The 18,238-nt window shown below is 61.5% G+C and carries 19 protein-coding genes; 10 read left to right on the top strand and 9 right to left on the bottom strand.

What is annotated here, in order from left to right:
- Window positions 1–11: 11 nt before the first annotated feature.
- Genes HWX00_RS26155 through HWX00_RS26135 form a run of 5 tightly spaced genes read right to left on the bottom strand, consistent with a single transcriptional unit; the run spans window position 12 to window position 5,318 of the window.
- The gene (locus HWX00_RS26155; RefSeq protein ID WP_053524096.1) at window positions 12–1,094 is read right to left on the bottom strand and encodes a head maturation protease, ClpP-related; all 1,083 of its coding nucleotides are present in this window, start codon (window positions 1,092–1,094) and stop codon (window positions 12–14) included.
- Window positions 1,091–2,584, bottom strand: a complete 1,494-nt coding sequence (locus tag HWX00_RS26150; protein WP_175027555.1) for a phage portal protein — start codon at window positions 2,582–2,584, stop codon at window positions 1,091–1,093. Before HWX00_RS26150 ends, HWX00_RS26155 begins: the two co-directional genes overlap by 4 nt.
- A complete protein-coding gene (locus tag HWX00_RS26145; protein ID WP_006497114.1) occupies window positions 2,581–2,787 on the bottom strand; it encodes a phage head-tail joining protein in 207 nt (68 codons plus the stop codon). The genes HWX00_RS26150 and HWX00_RS26145 overlap by 4 nt, the downstream gene beginning before the upstream one ends.
- Window positions 2,788–2,800: 13 nt before the next feature.
- Entirely contained in the window at window positions 2,801–4,843 is a 2,043-nt protein-coding gene (locus tag HWX00_RS26140; protein WP_319001537.1) for a phage terminase large subunit family protein, read from the bottom strand.
- Complete coding sequence (locus HWX00_RS26135) at window positions 4,788–5,318, bottom strand: MarR family transcriptional regulator (RefSeq protein ID WP_175027556.1); 531 nt, start codon at window positions 5,316–5,318, stop codon at window positions 4,788–4,790. The genes HWX00_RS26140 and HWX00_RS26135 overlap by 56 nt, the downstream gene beginning before the upstream one ends.
- A 308-nt stretch (window positions 5,319–5,626) precedes the next feature.
- On the opposite strand from HWX00_RS26135, the gene HWX00_RS26130 reads away from it, so the two are divergent.
- Entirely contained in the window at window positions 5,627–5,986 is a 360-nt protein-coding gene (locus HWX00_RS26130; RefSeq protein ID WP_175027557.1) for a response regulator, read from the top strand.
- 574 nt (window positions 5,987–6,560) lie between these two features.
- Here HWX00_RS26130 and HWX00_RS26125 read toward each other — a convergent pair.
- The 4 genes from HWX00_RS26125 to HWX00_RS26110 form a co-directional block, all read right to left on the bottom strand.
- Complete coding sequence (locus HWX00_RS26125; RefSeq protein ID WP_060044611.1) at window positions 6,561–7,334, bottom strand: DnaJ-like cysteine-rich domain-containing protein; 774 nt, start codon at window positions 7,332–7,334, stop codon at window positions 6,561–6,563.
- Window positions 7,335–7,556: 222 nt separating this feature from the next.
- A complete protein-coding gene (locus tag HWX00_RS26120) occupies window positions 7,557–10,064 on the bottom strand; it encodes a virulence-associated E family protein (RefSeq protein WP_175027558.1) in 2,508 nt (835 codons plus the stop codon).
- A gap of 260 nt (window positions 10,065–10,324) precedes the next feature.
- Window positions 10,325–10,708 (bottom strand): hypothetical protein, encoded by a 384-nt coding sequence (locus HWX00_RS26115; RefSeq protein ID WP_175027559.1) that lies wholly within the window; start codon window positions 10,706–10,708, stop codon window positions 10,325–10,327.
- The gene (locus tag HWX00_RS26110; protein ID WP_060044608.1) at window positions 10,695–11,237 is read right to left on the bottom strand and encodes a phage regulatory CII family protein; all 543 of its coding nucleotides are present in this window, start codon (window positions 11,235–11,237) and stop codon (window positions 10,695–10,697) included. The genes HWX00_RS26115 and HWX00_RS26110 overlap by 14 nt, the downstream gene beginning before the upstream one ends.
- Before the next feature lie 388 nt (window positions 11,238–11,625).
- On the opposite strand from HWX00_RS26110, the gene HWX00_RS26105 reads away from it, so the two are divergent.
- The 9 genes from HWX00_RS26105 to HWX00_RS26065 all read left to right on the top strand — a co-directional run bounded on the left by HWX00_RS26105 (window position 11,626) and on the right by HWX00_RS26065 (window position 18,233).
- Window positions 11,626–12,054 (top strand): XRE family transcriptional regulator, encoded by a 429-nt coding sequence (locus HWX00_RS26105; RefSeq protein ID WP_059990623.1) that lies wholly within the window; start codon window positions 11,626–11,628, stop codon window positions 12,052–12,054.
- A gap of 457 nt (window positions 12,055–12,511) precedes the next feature.
- Window positions 12,512–12,730, top strand: coding sequence for a hypothetical protein (locus tag HWX00_RS26100; RefSeq protein ID WP_124616818.1), 219 nt, complete (start codon window positions 12,512–12,514; stop codon window positions 12,728–12,730).
- 50 nt (window positions 12,731–12,780) lie between these two features.
- The gene (locus tag HWX00_RS26095) at window positions 12,781–13,143 is read left to right on the top strand and encodes a beta-hexosaminidase (protein ID WP_175027560.1); all 363 of its coding nucleotides are present in this window, start codon (window positions 12,781–12,783) and stop codon (window positions 13,141–13,143) included.
- Entirely contained in the window at window positions 13,143–14,759 is a 1,617-nt protein-coding gene (locus HWX00_RS26090) for a ParB/RepB/Spo0J family partition protein (RefSeq protein WP_175027561.1), read from the top strand. Before HWX00_RS26095 ends, HWX00_RS26090 begins: the two co-directional genes overlap by 1 nt.
- Entirely contained in the window at window positions 14,729–15,220 is a 492-nt protein-coding gene (locus HWX00_RS26085; RefSeq protein WP_319001536.1) for a hypothetical protein, read from the top strand. Before HWX00_RS26090 ends, HWX00_RS26085 begins: the two co-directional genes overlap by 31 nt.
- Window positions 15,213–15,590: a hypothetical protein gene (locus HWX00_RS26080; protein WP_175027562.1), complete on the top strand. Its 378-nt coding sequence runs from the start codon at window positions 15,213–15,215 to the stop codon at window positions 15,588–15,590. Before HWX00_RS26085 ends, HWX00_RS26080 begins: the two co-directional genes overlap by 8 nt.
- Window positions 15,587–15,817 carry a hypothetical protein gene (locus HWX00_RS26075; RefSeq protein ID WP_175027563.1) on the top strand — a complete coding sequence of 77 codons (231 nt, stop codon included), beginning with the start codon at window positions 15,587–15,589 and terminating at the stop codon, window positions 15,815–15,817. The genes HWX00_RS26080 and HWX00_RS26075 overlap by 4 nt, the downstream gene beginning before the upstream one ends.
- A gap of 80 nt (window positions 15,818–15,897) precedes the next feature.
- Window positions 15,898–17,319: a hypothetical protein gene (locus HWX00_RS26070; RefSeq protein ID WP_175027564.1), complete on the top strand. Its 1,422-nt coding sequence runs from the start codon at window positions 15,898–15,900 to the stop codon at window positions 17,317–17,319.
- Window positions 17,320–17,321: 2 nt separating this feature from the next.
- The gene (locus tag HWX00_RS26065; protein ID WP_175027565.1) at window positions 17,322–18,233 is read left to right on the top strand and encodes a DNA adenine methylase; all 912 of its coding nucleotides are present in this window, start codon (window positions 17,322–17,324) and stop codon (window positions 18,231–18,233) included.
- Window positions 18,234–18,238 lie beyond the last annotated feature (5 nt).

Genomic DNA, 18,238 nt, shown 5'->3' with positions numbered 1-18,238 from the left:
TTACGTCAAAGTTACTTGCCGCTCTTGCGAGCCGCGTAGATGGACGCCGCACGCGGCGCATTCGCGACCACGGGGGCGTCTTGCGACGCAACCGGGGCAGCACGATGGTTGATCGGCTTCTGCGAGGCCGTCACGCGCTCGAACAGCCGCGCTCGCACCTGATCGGGCGACAGACCATCCGAGACAAAACCGGCTGTCAGTTCGGTCAGGCTCGCGGCCAGACAGATGCCCGCGATGTCCTGTGCGTTGCGGATTGCCGCGTCGACTGTCGCGCGATCCCGCAGGCCGGTCGCCAGCACGATGCCTTCGGCGCAGTGCTCGATGCGCGCGTCACGGCATGCCGCGTACACATGTGACGCCAGCGCCGCAACGTCCGGCGCTGCCGGCGGCTGCGGCTGCGGCTGCGGCTGCGGCGCAGGATCGGCCGGCGGATTGACCGGAGGCACCTCGCCGTCACTCTCCAGCGCGGCCATGATTTCGGCGGGCACCGACGTGAAGCGTGCCGCGTGCCGCGCTGCGCCCGCGTATGCGGCAATGCGGACCGGATCGACAATCGTGTCGCAAAACCCTTGCTCCTTCGCTTGCGCGGCCGTGAGCCAGGTCTCAGCATCCATGATCGTGCGGACCTCCTCCGCCGTCCGGCCGCTGCGCTCGACGTATGCCGCCAACATACTGTCGGACGTACTGTCCAGCAGATCCGCAAGCCTGCGCAGATCCCCGGCCTCGCCTGCCGCGAACGTATGCGGGTTGTGAATCATCAGCCGCGCATTCGAAGGCATCTCGATCGTGTCGCATGCCATCAGGATCAGCGACGCTGCCGACGCAGCCACACCGTCGACGCGCCCCGTCACCTTGCCGGCGTACCGCCGCACAGCGTTGTAGATCGCGAACGCGTCGAACACGTCGCCACCCAGCGAGTTGATCGCGACGACGATCGATGTCGCTGTCGACGCCACCTCATCGAGCTTCGCGGCGAACATCTCGGCGTCGGTGCCCCAGAATCCGATTTCGCCATAGATCCGGATCTCTACCTCGCTGCCGCCCGTCGCATTCGCCTGCGCACGGATGTCCCACCACCGCTTCTTCTCTTTCATTCGCCATCCCCATTAGAAAGATCGCTCGCCCCGTCGACCGGATCGAGCGTGTCATATCGAATCCCGAGCCGGCGCTCGCGCGCGAGATCGTCCGCGTTCTCCTGATCGACCTGCTCCGGATCGTCACCACGCGAGAGAACTGCCCCTGTCCGGCTTGCCAGCCCAGACCGGATCTCCATCCGCTTGGCCGTGACGTCCTGCACCGGATGGATATACGGCCAGCCCTGCGGCACCCACCGCACCCGCAGATAGTCGCGACGGCGTCGGTAGTAGTCCGCCATCGGCATCGCTCCCGACAACGCGCAGGCGTCGACCCACCAACGCCACACCTTCCGGCAAAACTGGTGAATGAACACGTTCCACTGGAACTGCTCGATCGACCGCCGGAACTCGTTCAAGATCACCCGCAGCACCCGATCGCTCACGTCGCGCAGATCGCCCGTCAGGACTTCGTACGGCATGCCGACCGACGCCGCAGCAGCCATCAGTTGCTGACGCATGAAGGGGCCGTAGTCGGTCCCCGCGCCCGGCGGCTCCGCAAACTTGACGTCCTCGCCGGGGGCTAGCTCCTGCATGCTCCCCGGTTCAAGCGAAACGACCGGCGAAAAGCCGTCGACGTCGTACTGCATTTCCCCGCCCGTGACGGGGTCTCCCGGAAAGCCCGGCTCGGCGGGCGGCTTCGTGATGAATCCGGCAAAGAGGTTGCTGACCTCCTGCCGGAACAACACGGCGTCGTCGAAGTTGTCCAGCGACTTGAGCCGCAGCAGCACGGTCGACAGTTCGGGAACGCCGCGCACCTGGCCGGGCCGCAGCGCGAGAAACACGTGCGCGATCTCGTCGGCCGGCACGCGAACCGTCTGCATGTTGGACGTCGATGCGCGCCCGTACTCACCGGGATGACGCTGCAGCAGGTGATACGCAACGCGTCGACCGTCCGCATTGAACTCGACTCCGTTGACGATCTCGCCTCCGCCGGGAACGATCTCGTTCTTCTCCATCGGCAGCAGATCGCCTTCGAGCAGCCGGATCTGCATCGGGACCGCCAACCCTTCGCTGGGGCTGCGGAACTGGCGACGAACCAGTACCTCCCCGTCACTGAAAAACGCCCGCGCGGCAAGCGTCTGCACGCCCGCCATGTCGAACAGCTCGTCCGCGTCGATCTCCTCGCAGCTATCCTCCCAAAGTTGCTTTTGCATCTTTCGCACCGCAGCGTTCGGATGCTTTGGGTGCGCTTGGATGCCGTTGCCGATCGTGTTCGATACGAGTCGCGCGATCGCCGTCTTCGCCCACGGATCGTTGCGAATCGCGTCGCGAGCGCGCGAGCGCAGCAGCGGCAGGTTTTGCGCCGCCGCCGCGTTCGGCCCCGCGCTCGACGCACGCCACGACTTCGCCCGTGCGCCCGTCGTGCTCGCCGACTCATATGCCGCCGCCTTCAGCCGCGTGGGCACCACGAATCCGCGCCGCGCGAGTGACGGAAAGCCCCCCTTCATCGCACCCCCTTGCCGGCGTGGCGAATCCGGACGATCGACGAACGTCCGGCCGCGCCGTTCAGATCGCGAATGATCTCGGTGCGTGCCTCCCGCAGCTCGCCGATCGAGCGATATTTCACGCGCCGGTCGGCATACTGGACTTCCAGCTCGCCCTTCGCGATTGCAGACTGGATGTTCTGCAGATCCTGTTTTGTGTATGCCATGCCATTCCCTCGTTTAGCGCCGCTTCAGGTACGTCGAGCGACCAACACGACGCCCCTGAATGCGCGAAACCCCGCTCGGTGGCGGGGTTTCGGTGGGTTTTGCTACTTGCGGCGACGGCCGCGGAGTCTCTGTAACGGTCTCTTCAACCGGCGGATCGGGAAGCACCTCGGCAGGCAGCGCTGACGGCAACGCCTCCAGCACCGGCACCGCATCGAACAGCGAGACCTGCGACGCACGATGCTGCTCGACCTGCCAGTGCGCCTCCGTCATCAGGTGCACCTTCACGCTGCGGGCCGCGTGCAGCGCGTAGCCTTCGCAATCCAGTGCCTCGTTGCGCGGGCTGATCTTCTTCCACACGCGCTTGCCGCCACGTGGCCCCGGCACCTTGACCTCTGCAGTGAGCTGCGACAGGTAGTCGCTGCGTACGCCGCTATACCAGTGCATGCGGCCCGGCCCATCGCCTTCGAGCTTCAGCCGGTTTTCGAGGATCAGATCCTTCGCGCGGCTGACGCCGACCATATACGGCCGCAGCCCGTACTTCGCAGCCTTGCTGTTGTTGCGCGTCGAGTCGATCGACGCCTTCGGTACGCTGAAGATCTCCGCATCGACATTACTGCTGCCCTTGACGGCCATGACGTTGTAGCCGGCGTGCTGCGCAGCGCGCACATACTTGTATACCGCGTCCGACGTAGCGCCGTCCGACGAGTCGATCGACGCTGCTCGTACACGCAGCAGCCAGCCGTTCTCATGCCGGTATGCGTGCGACAACAGCATCGTCAATGCGCCCCATACACCGCCTGTCATCGGGTCTTGCTGTTGCTCCGTCACGTTGCCGTAGATCTCGCCCCATGCGACGAGCCAGCTTTCCTCGCCGCGCCCCCATGCACGCAGGACGATCGCGAGCCGGTCGTGCTGCACGTCGACGCCAAGCGTCAACACCAAACCGCCGAGTGGCACGGTCAGCTCCGCGTACGGCAGCGCACGTTGCGCGAGCACGTCCAGCTCGGGCAGATCGGTCTTGTACTTGTACGCCCGGCCCTGCGAGTTGTTCACGAACGAACGCATCTTCGTATCGTCGCCCTCGCGCAGCGCCTTGTCGGCCGTCAGCCACTTCTTGACCAGCTCGGCCATGTTCGAGCCAGGGAACGGCGACACCAGTTCGTTGATGCGGAAGCCGGCAACGCCGTGAAACGGTGCCGTCGCAACCCATCGCCCGCGACGGACAGCGCGAATACGCGTCGCGTCGTCCCACAAAGAGCCGCAATGCGGGCAGGTGTAACGGGCCGTCTCCGGTTGTGCGCGGCCGTAGACCTCATGTACGACTTCGGCGCCCTCGCTCCACGTGACGTTTTCCCACGCCAGCTCATGCTCCTCGTCACAATCAGGGCACGGCACCAGATACACGCGCTGATCCGATGCCGCGTAAGCCTGCTGGATGCGCGACAGGCCGTCGATGGTCGGCGTGCCGCCCAAGATCATCTTGCGTCGCCGGGCCGAGTAGCTCTTGTTCCGCTCCTCCAGCAGCGTGATCGAATCGCCCTGCTCGCGAACGTTCGTATTCGCGTCGTCCGGCTCCTCAACCGCAACGACCGGGGCCGGCGTCGACTTCACTTCGTCCGGCGCGTTCGACGTGATGAACTTCAGGAAGCCACGTGCGAACGTCTTGTGATCCCACAAGTTGTTTTTGTCGCGGGCCGCGTGAACCGGCAATTTCGCCGAGAGGCGAGGCGTCACCTCGACCATCGGCTCGAACTTCTCCAGGTTGAACTTCTTCGCCGTCTTCTCTTTCGGGAACATGACGATCATCGGGCACGGGTCAACGTCGATCCGCTTGCCGATGTAGTTCAGCAGCACGCCATCTGTCCACGCGACCTGCGCCGACTTCATACACACGATCTTCTGCACGGTCGGATCGTCCAGCGCGTCGTGCATACCGAACACCCACGGCGTGATGTTCGGGTTATACCGGCCGGGGCTAGCAGAACCCTTCGCGCTCAACCTACGATGTTTGCGCGCCCAATCCGTCGTCCCAATCCGCTCCGGCGGACGCAGCATCGTCGCGATCCGGCGAATCACCGCGTGGACTGTCTGGGTCGTATTCAGAAAGCTGCTCAAGGCATCCATATATATGCTCGTTCAACCATTCGACGTCCACCTCGACGCCGTATAGCGTGCGCAGCTCCTGCACCAGCTTGTCGGACAGCGACAGCAGCTCCGTTTGAAATGCGCCGACCATCAGGCCGTACGCCTGTTCGAGCTGCGCCGCATTGACGAGCTGCCCCTTCTTCTCGGCCAGCGTCAGGAGCTTGATCTCCCGATCGACGATCTCGGTCTTCGCCCGTTCGGCGACGAGATCGATTCCCGTACCGCTAGACCGGCCGGCCGCGACCTCGCGCAAATGCCGGATGTACGCGACGCGGATCTCGTCGATCGACGCCACGCGGTAATCGAGCTGGACCTTGTCGACGAACCGCGAAACGGCCGACTGGTCAAGGTCGAGATGGTCAGCGATCTGCTGCTGAGTTGGCATGAATATGACCCCCTATGAGAAGTCGCCAGTAGAGAAAAAACGCGGGTGCGAGCCCCCGCATGCGGGGCCTCTTACAGGGTCCCCCGCTTGCCTATCAATGGCTCATCCCGGACTTCCGAGGGAACGTCGGGAGAGATGCCTACGTTCATACGCAACCGGGCCCAAATATTGCGCCTCGGTAATTTGTGCACACTACTAATCGAACGCGTAAAAACCAGAACTGGTACGCGCGCAATGTACGAGGCAAACTGGAGGCTGGCTGCGGGCCTAGGGGCCGCGTTTGCACTCTCGCAACCATGGATGCGGATATGGCGACGATCCTTCTCGTCGAAGACGACGAAGCAACCCTGCATGCGTTTTCACTGCTACTTGAACATGCTGGCTACCGAGTTATTTTGGCTCGGAACGGTCAGGAAGCCCTCGCCAAGATATTGGAAATTGCAGTGGACCTTGTGATAACCGACTGGTCAATGCCCGGCATGGATGGGGTAACGCTTTGTCGGGCACTCCGCACACATCCTACGTTTTCCCGGCTTCCGATCGTGTTGATGTCTGCAAATCAGGCTCCCACGGACGAAGGGCTATGGCACGCATTCCTCCAGAAACCTGTTTCCTGGACGATGATCGCGCAAACCGTGCAGTCTCTTGTCACCGTGCCCCGCACATAGATTCCTATTGACGCGAACGATGCATCGGTCGGACCACACCATCAATTCAACTCGGTTCTATGCCGCACGTCGCACATAGGTGATCTATTCCTCCGGGGCCGCAAGAGACGTCTGCGGAAATCCACGAAGGACCTAACTATTGGACGTGTCGGCGCCCACCGTGACATCCGCGATCGCGCGATCGCGGGCCCGGTCCATCGCCCACACGATTCGGTCCATCGCATCGTCAAACACGAAGCACCGCGCAGTCACGCGCCCCATGCTCCGATCTTCATCCCACGTCGACCAGACCTCACTCGGCCCGGCGCTCGTCGACTCGATTCGCATTTCAGCGCCCCAATGCAAAAAGCCCTGAGGGCTTGCGCACTCAGGGCTTCGATATTCATTTCGTAAGGGCGAACGCCCTCCCAACAGATCCCGGCAGACAGTTATCGTTGTTGGTCGCGGCGCTCCCGCGATTCAGTATGCCTGTCGGGCGAAGGTTGCGACACGAGTATGCGGTCGCGCATTTATCCAGTGACGCGGTAAAGGATGTGCAAAGTTTACGCGATCCGCTCTTGAAATGGAATACGTTTCATCCTCGCAATTGTCGACGCAATGTGTCGTACACCGATCCATCGACCGTATCCAGCAGTGCAAGCATGTCGTGAAAGCGCCACGACCAGTTCTTCCGATACTCGTCGAGCGATACGCCGAGCGCGTGCGCCCGGCCAGCGTCGTCGACCTGCCGCTTGCCGGTACCGGAACAGTCGGGGCAAATGTGCCGGCCCTTCGCATCCGGAGCGGGCGACGCCGCGATCCGCCCCATCCCACCACAGTCGTCGCAAGGTTCGTATTCCCGAAAGACCAGCGGCCCGTTACGCCCTTCGAAGAACGGGATACGCTCCTCCGATACACACACCTTCCCGCTGCCCCCGCATGCATCACACGCGTGCGTTGATGTCGTGACGGCACGCGCGCGACGCACGACGCCACGCCCTTCGCACTCGAAACACTGATCGTTCACCCACTCATCCAGCAACCGCAGCGCGAACCGCTCAACGATGTCGACCTTCGAACGCTCGACAGCGTGCCCCGCACGTTGGTCGCGGCGCTCGTCGCGCGACAGGCCAGTGAACCGCGCACGCTTGAATCGGCCCGACGTCCGGATCATCTGCGCCAACAGCAACGTTGCACGTCGAACCATCGCAGGCGTCGGCAGCGGCCCGGCTTTGATTCGGGCCAGCAAGCTCCCGAGATCGTTCGCAAAGGCGAGCGCGCCCAAAGTAACTTTAGGATCGGCAATCGGGTCGGTGAACTGACCACGAACGCTCATCGCAACGCCCACCCGCTCTTTCAAATCGATCATGACTCTCTCCTACTCGTCCTAATGTCTCAATGTCCCAAGGGAAAAGGCTTGTGGGGGTGCGCGCCTGCGACATGCGCGACATGCGCCGCTCACGTCGCGCATGTCGCGCCCCCGCACACGCGCCCGAGGCCGCGCCTTGGGACATTGGGACATGGGACGTCCGCAGCGCGCCAAGACGGGCCAAGTGGCGCGCTTGCCGTGCAGGCACAGCGCGCCACGCAATCACAACGGACTGTCGTCATCACCCGCCGCGACCAGTTCGCGCTCCGCTTCCGGCTCTTGCTCTTCCTTCACGTAGTACCAACCGCGCGATCCGGTCGACTCGCGCTTGCGCACCCACCCGAGCGACTTCAACGCCTTGCCGATGCGGCGCTGCTCGGCCAGCGTCCACTTAGACGTGTCGAGCTTCAGAATGTCCGCGAGGATCTCTTCCATCGTCGTGCGCGACACGAATTCCAGGGCCTTGGCGATCTTGTCCTCGTACACGTCGCCTTCGTAGCGCTCCGCCTGCTCGATCTCGAACAGCGGGCGCTCATGCTCTTCGACGTGCCACACGACGCCCGAGCGATACAGGTGTACGGCTTCCGCCCATAGTTGTTCCCGAACGGCGAGAATGCCGTCGATGTCGACCAGACCGCCGACACGCAGCGGCCAGTAACGCCGGTTGCCCGATTCGTCTTTCAGGTACGTGTCGAAGTTGACCGAGCCAGCGAACACGCATTGACGCGGGACGTCCGTCGCCCGCTTGCCGTAGAAGTTGCGGAACCGGTCGACGGCCGTCGCGAAGAAGCTCTTCACCGCCGACGAGTCGGCCTTGTTCAGCGAATCCAGCTCGGCCAGCTCGATCACCCACTTCCCGGCCAGCACCGCGTACGTGTCTTTGTTGCCGATCTGGATCGGCGTATCGGTGAACCACGGTGCGCCGGCCAGCACCTTCAGCGCCGTCGATTTGCGATGCCCCTGCTTGCCTTCGAGGATCAGGACGTTGTCGACTTTGCAGCCGGGCTCCATCACGCGCGCGACGGCCGCGATCATCCACTTCATGAACGCGAGCTGCACATACTCGCTGTCGGCGACACGCAGGTATGTCGACGGCATCGTGCGCACACGCGGCACGCCGTCCCATTCCAGCCCTTCGAGGTATTCGCGCACTTCATGAAAGTGCGTCGCATCCGCCACCAACAGAACCGCGTTCATCACGATATCGGTGCGCACCGAGAGACCGTAGCGCTGCGACAACCAGAGCGCGCAGCGCTGATCGTCCATGTCGGTCCACTCGCCCTTCACGCCTTGCGGGAACGGCGGCGCTTTGCGCTTCATCACGCGGCCACCGAAGTCGTCCTGCTCGATGACGCCCTGCCACGCCTTGTGATTGGACAGGATCATGTGCACGTTGCCGAGCGTCGGCAGCAGCGTGCCCTTGTCCGACCGCGCGAGATCCTGCTCCCAGGTGTGTGCGCCGTTCTCTGCCTCGCGGCCATCCCATTCCGGCTGTTTCGCGGCAGCGGACGTCGCGACAGGTTTCGTCGCCGTAGCGTCCGCGGTCGCCACTGTAACCGTCGCCGGCCGGATCTCTTCGTTCGCTGGCGCGATGACGCGCAGGATTGCCGCCTGCACCTGCGCCTGGACGGGGTCGATGCCCTCTTCGACGTGCAGGTCGTTGAAATCGGTCAGCTTGCGCTCGCCGCGATTGGCGAATGCCGGATAGACGACGCTTACGTCGGCGACCGTGGCTGCCGCCTCGTACGCGCGCTTCAGGCCCGTGTTATCGAAGCGCTTACGTCGCAACGGCATCACATCGTTTCCGTAGCTCACCTCAACATACGGCACGCCATTGTCGTCACGACGGCGTGACGCGGCGACCATGTACCACGTGTTCTTCGCCTCGATCCGTACCGGATCAGCACCGAATACCAGCTCACCACTGAAGGCGAACTCGTCGGCGAGCCAGTCGCGCATGCGCTGCACGATCTTCCAGTCGTCGTCGGCGCAGACCAGCACATGCACATCCGGATACGTCGCACGCAGGTAGCGCACGGCCGGGAGGATGCCGCCAGCGTCGAAGCAGACATCGACTGCGAACGCCTCGTCGATCGCCATGCGGATCGATCGCGCGGTCGCGTAGCCTTCGGCGACCAGCACGATCTGATCGTCTGCGCCGACCTCGCCGAGCAGATACGTCGCGCCCTTCTTCTCCATGCCTTTGTTGAAGCGCTTCGCGCCGTCCGGCGTGATCTTCTGCAGACCGACGAGCCGAGCGTCGTCGCCGTACTGATACATCGGCACGAAGATCGTGCCGTCCGCGTCGAAACGCACGCCTTCGGCCGTGATGCGCTTGCGTTCGAGATAGGCAGACTCGCCATGCTCTGCTGCACGGTTCCACTGATCGCGCGCGCGGTTCGCGGCGAGCTTTGCCTGACGCGCATCGCGCTCGGCCTGCTCACGGTCGGCCGCTTCCTGCCGGCGACGCGTCTCCGCGAGCACTTCCTCGCTCATCGGTGCGCCGCTCCATTCGAAGCGCTCCGTGCCGGGATCGTCGCCCGAGAAATGTCCGAACGTGCCGCCATAGCCGATTACCGCGCCCTTGCTGATGACCTCGCGAAGCTGATACCAGTATTTCTTGCGCGGCCCATACCGATGATGTTTGCCGTCCGCGATCGGATGGCCGGCGGGCAGGTCGGGATGCCCCGCAGCACGCAATTGCTGAATAATCTGGTCCAGTGTCGCCATACAAGAATTCCCTCGATCAAAGTTACTTTGGCCGCATGTCGCGGCCAGATCACAATTGGTTGCGCTATGCGCTGTTAGCTCGCACGACGAGCCGCCTCCAGCTCGACGAGACGACGGTCGCGCTCGACCTTGTGAGATAAGCTTCGCCATGCGGCTCGCCCTGCCGCGTAGCACTGTCGTCCGCTCGGCGAGCGGCTGTACTGCGATGCACCGCGTCGCAACGCGCTACTGATTCCGTTCACGTTCACATGGGTCTCCGGTTATTTGCCGCGCAGTCGACGCCATTCCGCCGACATGAGATCGTCGAACGCGGCAAGGTCCAGCGCGCAGAAACGATCGGTAAGCTGGTCGCGGAACGCGTGACGTTCCGCCTTGGTCGCGAGCGTGGCGCATGCGCGCGCAGCTCGCTCGATGAACAAGCGCACGCGCCCCGTTGCGTTCGCTTCCGCAAGAATCGGAGCAAGGCGATCGGGGAACGTGGCGAGCAATTCGGACAGCAAGCGCCCCGCTTCGGCGGGGGCATACTCGAATCGGGATGCGAGTGTCGTGACAGCGCATGCCAATTGCTGCTCGGGCGAGCAGCAAAGGCCGATATGCTCACGGTCGGGACGACAGCACCCCATACCGGGCTTAAACCGCTCCATGACGACGACGTCGACGCGCGGCGAGGTTGCGAGCAGCGTGAATCAAACGCTGGAACAGACGCTGGCCCTTGCGGCCGGTCGCGATGATCTTCTCGGCGTGTTGGTCGTCGATCCGCTGATCAGCCAGCGCACGCGTCACGTCGTCGGCGACGAGGCCAACATGCGCCTGCAGGTGCAGCGCCGTCGAAACAAGGCGCAGCGTGCCGGGTTCGCTGACGTCGTCAGCGGCATGGTCGTCGACGTGTTCGGCAACCAGCCCGAAGCGTGCGTTCAATGCATGCAGCGCGTCGAGCGCGTACGCCTCGCCCTCTGCCTTTTCCTGCATCCACTCGATCAGCAGCTCGAACATTTCCATCGACAAGCGACTGTCGCCAACACCACGCAAGCGAAGGCGAAGGGATTCCGGCGTGATGTTCTTACCGCGCCTGATCGTGAGGTGGTTCGCCGCGTCGGCGACACCGCCGGGCGTGTTGCGAACGGACGTATAAAGCACGTCCAGCCATTCGGTACTGTCGTATCGGCAGGTCATAGCGGGAGATTGGTAGAGAGTGGCTTTCATCCTGTCGCGCGCACGGGGTCGCAACTAAGATCCAGCTCATGAGGTGCGTAACTACGCCTGTCACGCGTCGATGGGCGGTGACAACGAATCGTCGTGTGCGTCTAGAGAGGCAAACAGGTCAGGACGCGCGAGCTTCAAGAACAACAGACGCGCTCGCGGAATGCCGTTCCGACGCCATTCGGATACGGACGGCATCCGGACTTCGCACAGTTGGGCAGTCGCGGCCGTTCCACCGAATGCATCGATCACGGCGCACGCGTACGGGTCTCGATTCAGGAGCGTATTCATGCCGCCATGTTAGGCGTTCCTTACACTAAAAGCAAGGCATTCCTTACGCCCATTCAGTTAGGCTTTCCTAATGACGACACTAGCCGAACGCCTGGAACAGGCAATGAAGTTGCCGCCTGAGAAAAAGGCAGCAGATCTGGCGCGAGCGTGCCGAGTGCGAGCGCCCTCGGTCAGCGATTGGTTAAGCGGGAAAACCAAAAAGATGGAGGGCGCGAACTTGCTGCTCGCGGCCGAATTCCTGAACGTTGACCCGTGGTGGCTCGCCACTGGCGAAGGTCAGATGGTGCGCCGAGCCAATGCGCCCGCCCCACAAAGACAGGAGATGCTCGGCGCGCACGCTCAGACGCTGGTCGACGCACTCGCCAAAGCAGACAAGGTTGGATTGCCATCGACAGCATTTATCGCGCTGCTCGAAACCCTCAAGGTGTTTGAAGATCTACGCGGACAGCAGTCCGATGACCTTCTCGATCTGAATGCACCTGACCCGGAAGAGGGGTAAGGTTCCAGTCGAATACAGCGGCTCTGCGGTGCGTTCCGACGCACCCTGAACGTATCCCGCGCCCTCTGATCAGGCCACCCAGAATCTCAACATCCCAATCGAAGTCATCGCTGCCATGCGGGCCGATGATCCGTACCAGCATGCCGATACGCGACCGGTTTCGGCATCGACTGACGATCGCCACATCGCCCGGTTTGCAGCGCAATTCCCCTGTTGACATATCCCCGCAACAACCTCCCCTCGGCAATATTTTCGCTTAACCACTGTATAAACATACAGTATTTGGTCGGAAGAATACAACACCTTTCAGCAAGGTTCACCGCATTCTCCCGGGCCGCCTCGTGAGCAAAGGGCAATGTTACGGAAAAAATAGTTAGGCACTCCTATTGCGCAATGAAGAAGGAATGCCTAACATTCGGCTTCATCGCTGCCGCTTGCGCAGCCTTCGGAGAAGCCCATGAAAATGCTCGACCATCAGTCCACAGACCGCCACGAATGGCTTCGTGAGGAAAGCACGCCCCGCATCACGCCGTCCGAACCCGCTCGCCAAAGCAACTTTGAAAAATCGAAGATCTTCCGCTGGACGGTCATCGCCGCCCTGCTGTTTGTCGTCGTGAATGTGTTCCAGGACGATCCGGTAGTCGCTCCGACTACCGCTTATCACGTCAGCGTTTAAGCCGCCCCGACCTTGCCGGGGCGTGCGCCCCCGGCGTCATGGAGACCACCATGCCGCGAATCAAAGCCCGAACCCTCCCCCTCGTCGACGTCGAGCGTCGCGACACCCTCTCACTTCGCACCATCACGCGTTACGACCGGAACGCACGCCGTCCGTCGACTCAGATCCTCGTCGGCAAGTACATCGTCGGTCGCCGCCCCTTGGCCGATAGCGTGCATACGGAGTACCTGATCCTTGACGGCATCGAAATCGCCCACAAACAGATCTCGATCCCGAGCGAGGGCGACTGCGCAACCGCGATCAAGCGCCTGCGCGACGCAAAGCGTGCGGCTGGCGTGGCGGCATCGAATGCGATCGATAAAGCGAAGAAGGCAGGCAAGGCGCGCACCCCTGCGGCACGGGAGGTCGCGTAATGGACGACCGCACGCAACAGCTCGACCTCACCGCGCCGATCCCGACCGGCAACATCAAGGCGGCAGCCGCTGCAGCCGGCGCAACATCAGCGGACCTATGGATGGTCCCCTACGGACAGCTTCACTACGACCCGTCCGACAACATCCGACCGGTTGACCCGGAGTGGGTGAAACACCTCACTGCACTGATGATGGAAAACGGGTACGACAAGGGTTCACCTCTCCATTGCTACGCGCGAAAGGTCGCGGGCAAGGATCTGCTGTTCGTGTACAAGGGGCAGCACCGCTACCTTGCGGCCGGAAAGGCAATCGAAGCCGGCAAGGACATCGGCAAGATCCCGGTCGTCGTCCGCGACGCCAAGACGGTCAACCGCGCTGAAATGGTGATCGACGGCTATCTCAGCAACAACGGCAAGCAGTCGTCGCCGCTTGATCTGGCCGCTGCCGTCGCGGAGCTGCGCGACATTCATGGCATGACGCTTGCCGCCATCTGCAAGCGCTTGAACGTCACCGATCAAACGATCCGCGACGTCGGCCTGCTCGAACGGGCACCGGCCGAACTGCATCAGCTCATTCGGATCGGTCAATGTACCGGCACACTGGCCATCGAGCAGATCCGCCTGCACGGCGGCGACAAAGCGCTCGAACGCATCGTCGTCGGGATCTCCAAAGCCGCTGAAGCCGGCAAGACGAAGGTAACGAAGAAGTACCTCGAAGCGGTGCCCCTGCTCGATACGCATTCGGACCAGGAACCGTCGCCCGAGCGCGCAGTCCCTGCAGCCGTCAACAGCGGCATCGACACCGACGCTCACGCCGCACCGCTCGTCGCGTCGACGGCCGCGGATGCCACGATCGAGACGCAGGCACCGATGCAGGCAGCATCGCGGCAAAGCGCCCCCACCAAGATCAGCGAGAAGCAGTCAAAGCAACTTTTGCAGGCACTGCAGGCTGTACTCCATGACAAGAACTTCGGCCGACTGGCAAAGCCGACGATCGAAGCAGTTCATACCGCGCTGATGCCGCTCGCCGATCTACTCGGCCGCCCCTCAACCCCAAAGGTTTGGCCGGTGTCCGAGCCGGATGCAAACGGCTGCTGCGAGCCTGTCGATACGGTATGCGGACCTGAGCGAACCGGAAGAATTAAGGGGCCGCTCGCATACATTCGCGTCGCACAGCCCGCACCCGGCGCATGGATCTACGCGATCGAATACAACACCGGCACCAGCTTTGCGAGTGAACCGCTGAAGGTATCGCACCAGACGCGCGCGGTATGGACGCGCGCCCAAGCGATTCGCTCCGGCGCAGCGCGGCTCATCGAGACTATCAAATCGCCGGTCCACGGGCGATCGAAGGCAGAGCAAGCATCGTTTAAGCGCATTCTCGAATGGGCGAACGAGATCATCGGCATGCCTGACCCCGACATGACCGCCGAATTCTCCGCCGCCACCGCCAAGGGGGAACGCCCCGATCTGTCCGATGTGTTGACTGCCATTGGGCACAAGCAGCGGATCTCGTCGAACAAGGCACTGCTCGATGCCGCATTCCCTGCACGGAAAGCAAAGCCCGCTCTCGATCCCGCGTCCGCATGGCCATTCCCGACTGGAGCCGCAAATTGACCCCGCGCCCGGCCCTTTCTACCCCACGTCCGCTGCCGCGAAAGCGGGAACACGCGAAGAAGCGCCCGGCTATCGCACTGGCGAGCGTCAACGGCACTTCAATGCAGTCGGACAACGACGGGCTGACGCCCGCAAAAGCGATCCAGAAGGACGAAGCGCCGCTCGCGCGGCGCAAACCTATCCAGGCGAACGAAGCCTTGGCGGACACCCGCCAAGGCAGGCTCGCGCGGTTCGACGCCCTTCGCACCGAGATCCGCGCGTTGATCACCGAGATCTCGCACGCGGCCGACGTCGAGTTGCTGGACCTAATGGCCGACGAGAGCGGCTCGTTCGCCCGCCACAAGGCGGCGCAGGACGCGCGCACCTGGGCAGCAACCGCCGGCATCACGCTCGAAACCGGCCTCATGCAACTCGCACGCGCGTTCCCCAACCCCATCACACAGGCAACTCAACATGACTGATCAAGCTCTCTATGCCGCACACATCTCCAAAGCTCGTGAGATCGTGGTCGCGGCCGTGAAGCGCCTGCGTGCCGCTCACATCGACTGCATCGATCTGATGGAGCAGGCGGAGCGATACCTTCATGCAACACGGGCAATCGACCATTTCCACGCTGTCTACGATGCTGACCTAGCATTCGAGCCGAATGATGAGCGGACCATCGCAGGTCTCGCGAACGTGGGCAGCGCGCTTTTCGCGTTGCTGTCACCGATGATCCCGTCGCACACCCCCGACGAGGCGCTGGCTGAAGCTATCAACCGCCTAATCAACATGCGCGCCGAAGCGCGACTTCACCCTGCAACCAACAATCTGAACGGGAGGGCGCTGTGAGCCTGCTGACCCGCGCATACATACTTGAGAAGTACGGCCCGCGCATGACACTGGCGCAGCTCGCACAGCTGCTGCTGATGTCGGAGGGGACCATCCGCAATCAAATCAGTGCCGAGACGTTCCCGATACCCACTTACAAGGAAGGTGGCGGCCGATTTGCCGCATACGATGCAGTCGCGGACTACCTCGATGATATGTCCCGTCGCGCCCGCGCAGAAGCCGCATAGTCCACGTCGGGCGCGACTGGTGGCGCGCCGCGTTAAAATCATGTATATCCTCACCAACTTAATAATATCCGGGGCGAAAGATGGCAGTTAGCGAGCAGTGGTCGACCGCAGAACTCGATCCCAAGAAGATTCAACTGGACCTACGCAATCCACGTATCGAAATTGAACCGAACGCCAAGCCGGCCGAGATTCGCGCGAAACTTCTGAGATTCGAAGACGTGCTTGACCTGGCACGAGGAATCATTCGGAACGAAGGTCTCTTTCATGGCGAGCGCATCATCACCGTTGTTGAGGGAGGGAAGCACGTCGTCCTCGAAGGGAATCGCCGCGTCGCCGCTTGCCAAATGCTGCTAGACCCATCGCTCATTCCTGAGGAGTTTGTCGGCCGATTCCCTGCCGCCCCACCCGCTGTCAAAGCTACACTGCGCAAACTGAGCGCCGACGTAGCGCCGAACCGAGAAGCAGCCGATCCGGTGTTGACGAAGCGCCATACGGAGCGCAGCGCAAAACCTTGGTCGCCGGTAGCGAAGATGCGCCGAGCCGTGCGCATGCTCGAGCACGCCCCAATAGACAAAGTTGCTGAAGCGCTCGGCACAACGCCGGGCCAAATTCGAAAACTTGTGAAGCCGTACAGACTTCTCAAGTTCGCGCTCGATCTCGACACATGGACTGACGACGAACGCGCAGTGCTCGAGAACGAAAAACTTGTCACGAACCCCTATACGCGCTTCTTCACGTTGGCAGACACCCAGCGTATCTTGCAGTTATCGTTCGACGCCGATCAGAACCCTGTCAGCGCCCTGCCTCCGAAAGTCTTCAAAGAGCAGATGATCGCAATAGCACGCGACTTTCTGCTCCCAGACCCCGAGAAAGGCAAGCCACGTTGCGATACCCGTACGGAACCGATGAAGTATTTTGAACGGTTTCTCGAATCGCCCGAAGGCAAGAAGCACGTCAAACCTGCAGAGCCACGTCAGCAACCCAAAGGCGACGGCAAAGACCCCAAAGCACCGGATCAACCTGCAGGCGGCCCCGGTGGCGGCGCACCGCGTCCAAAAACGCAAAAGATATCTATTTTCTTCGAGAAGCTTGAGTGTCACGTAACCGATGACAATTTGATTGCATTAACTCGGGAAATTCGTGGGATCAACCACAAGACCACACCAATTTCGGCGTCTTTAATTCTTCGGGCGCTATTCGAATGCGCATTGGTTTATCAAATTAAAAAGGCCAAAAAATGGGGCGAACTCATGAAGCTCGAAAAGCAACCGGGCCGCGACCCCGCGCTCGCAAGCATGATCAGCTTTTGTTCGAACTTCCATAACGGGGTGTTCTTGGAGAATAAGATTTGTCGAGTTCTCTCCGCCGGCACCACGAAGCAAGCCAAAGACTATCTCGACTCGATGACGCACCTCAAGTATCAACAGGCCGACGCACCGACACTGGAAACAATTGCAAACAACATTCGTGGCGTCATTCAGTATATTTTGGAAGGAAACTGAACATGCCCAAGAAACTCCTCCCTCGCAAGGAACCTCTTAGTCCACTGCGATATCCAGGCGGGAAGGCACGGCTAGCCGCCTATATCAGTGGTGTCATCGAAGAAAATTATCTGAATGGTTGCACCTTTTATGAGCCATTTGCGGGCGGCGCCTCGGTTTCGCTGGAACTGCTTCGTCTAGGCTTTATCTCTAGTGCAGTACTGATCGAGCGCGATCCATTGGTATACGCGTTCTGGTGGTGTGTCTTCAATATCACTGAAGACCTCTGCGCAGCCGTCAATGCATGCCCGGTCACCATGGAGACATGGGCCCAGCTACAACCCACAAGAGAGGTAGCCTATCCGGCAGACGGGCAGTTTACGATCTTGCAGCTCGGTGTAGCTGGCCTATTCTACAATCGAACAAATTTTTCCGGTATTCTCGGAGCAGGGCCAATCGGCGGAGAAGCCCAAGCTTCTCGCTACAAGATTGACTGTCGCTTCAACAAAGAAAAAATAATCCGACAGATTCGCTCAGTGGCTCGCTTTGCCGACCGAGTTAGAATTTATTGCGATGACGCAATTTCCTTCATGCGCACTAATGCAGAGGAAATCGCAACGGGTTTTTCGTTTGTATACGTCGATCCGCCATATTATCAACAAGGCCCGAAGCTTTATCGACACCACTATACAGACGCAGACCACATTGCCCTTGCTCAGTTTCTACAAACTCAAGGCTATCCGTGGCTGTTGAGCTATGATGACCACCCTCGTATTCGCGAACTGTACGCCGCAAATACGGTTCAGCCGATCTATCTCGACTACAACGTCAAATCAAGTCGCACCGCTCGCGAACTTGCCATTTCGAACCTGATGATTCCGGTTCCAGTTTATGACGGCGTGCCCGAATTGCTGGACGTTGACGTAGAAGCGTAACTCAG

This window comes from Burkholderia seminalis DSM 23518 (assembly GCF_902832885.1).
GTDB lineage: Bacteria > Pseudomonadota > Gammaproteobacteria > Burkholderiales > Burkholderiaceae > Burkholderia > Burkholderia seminalis.
This window is presented reverse-complemented; position numbering and strand designations above follow the sequence as displayed.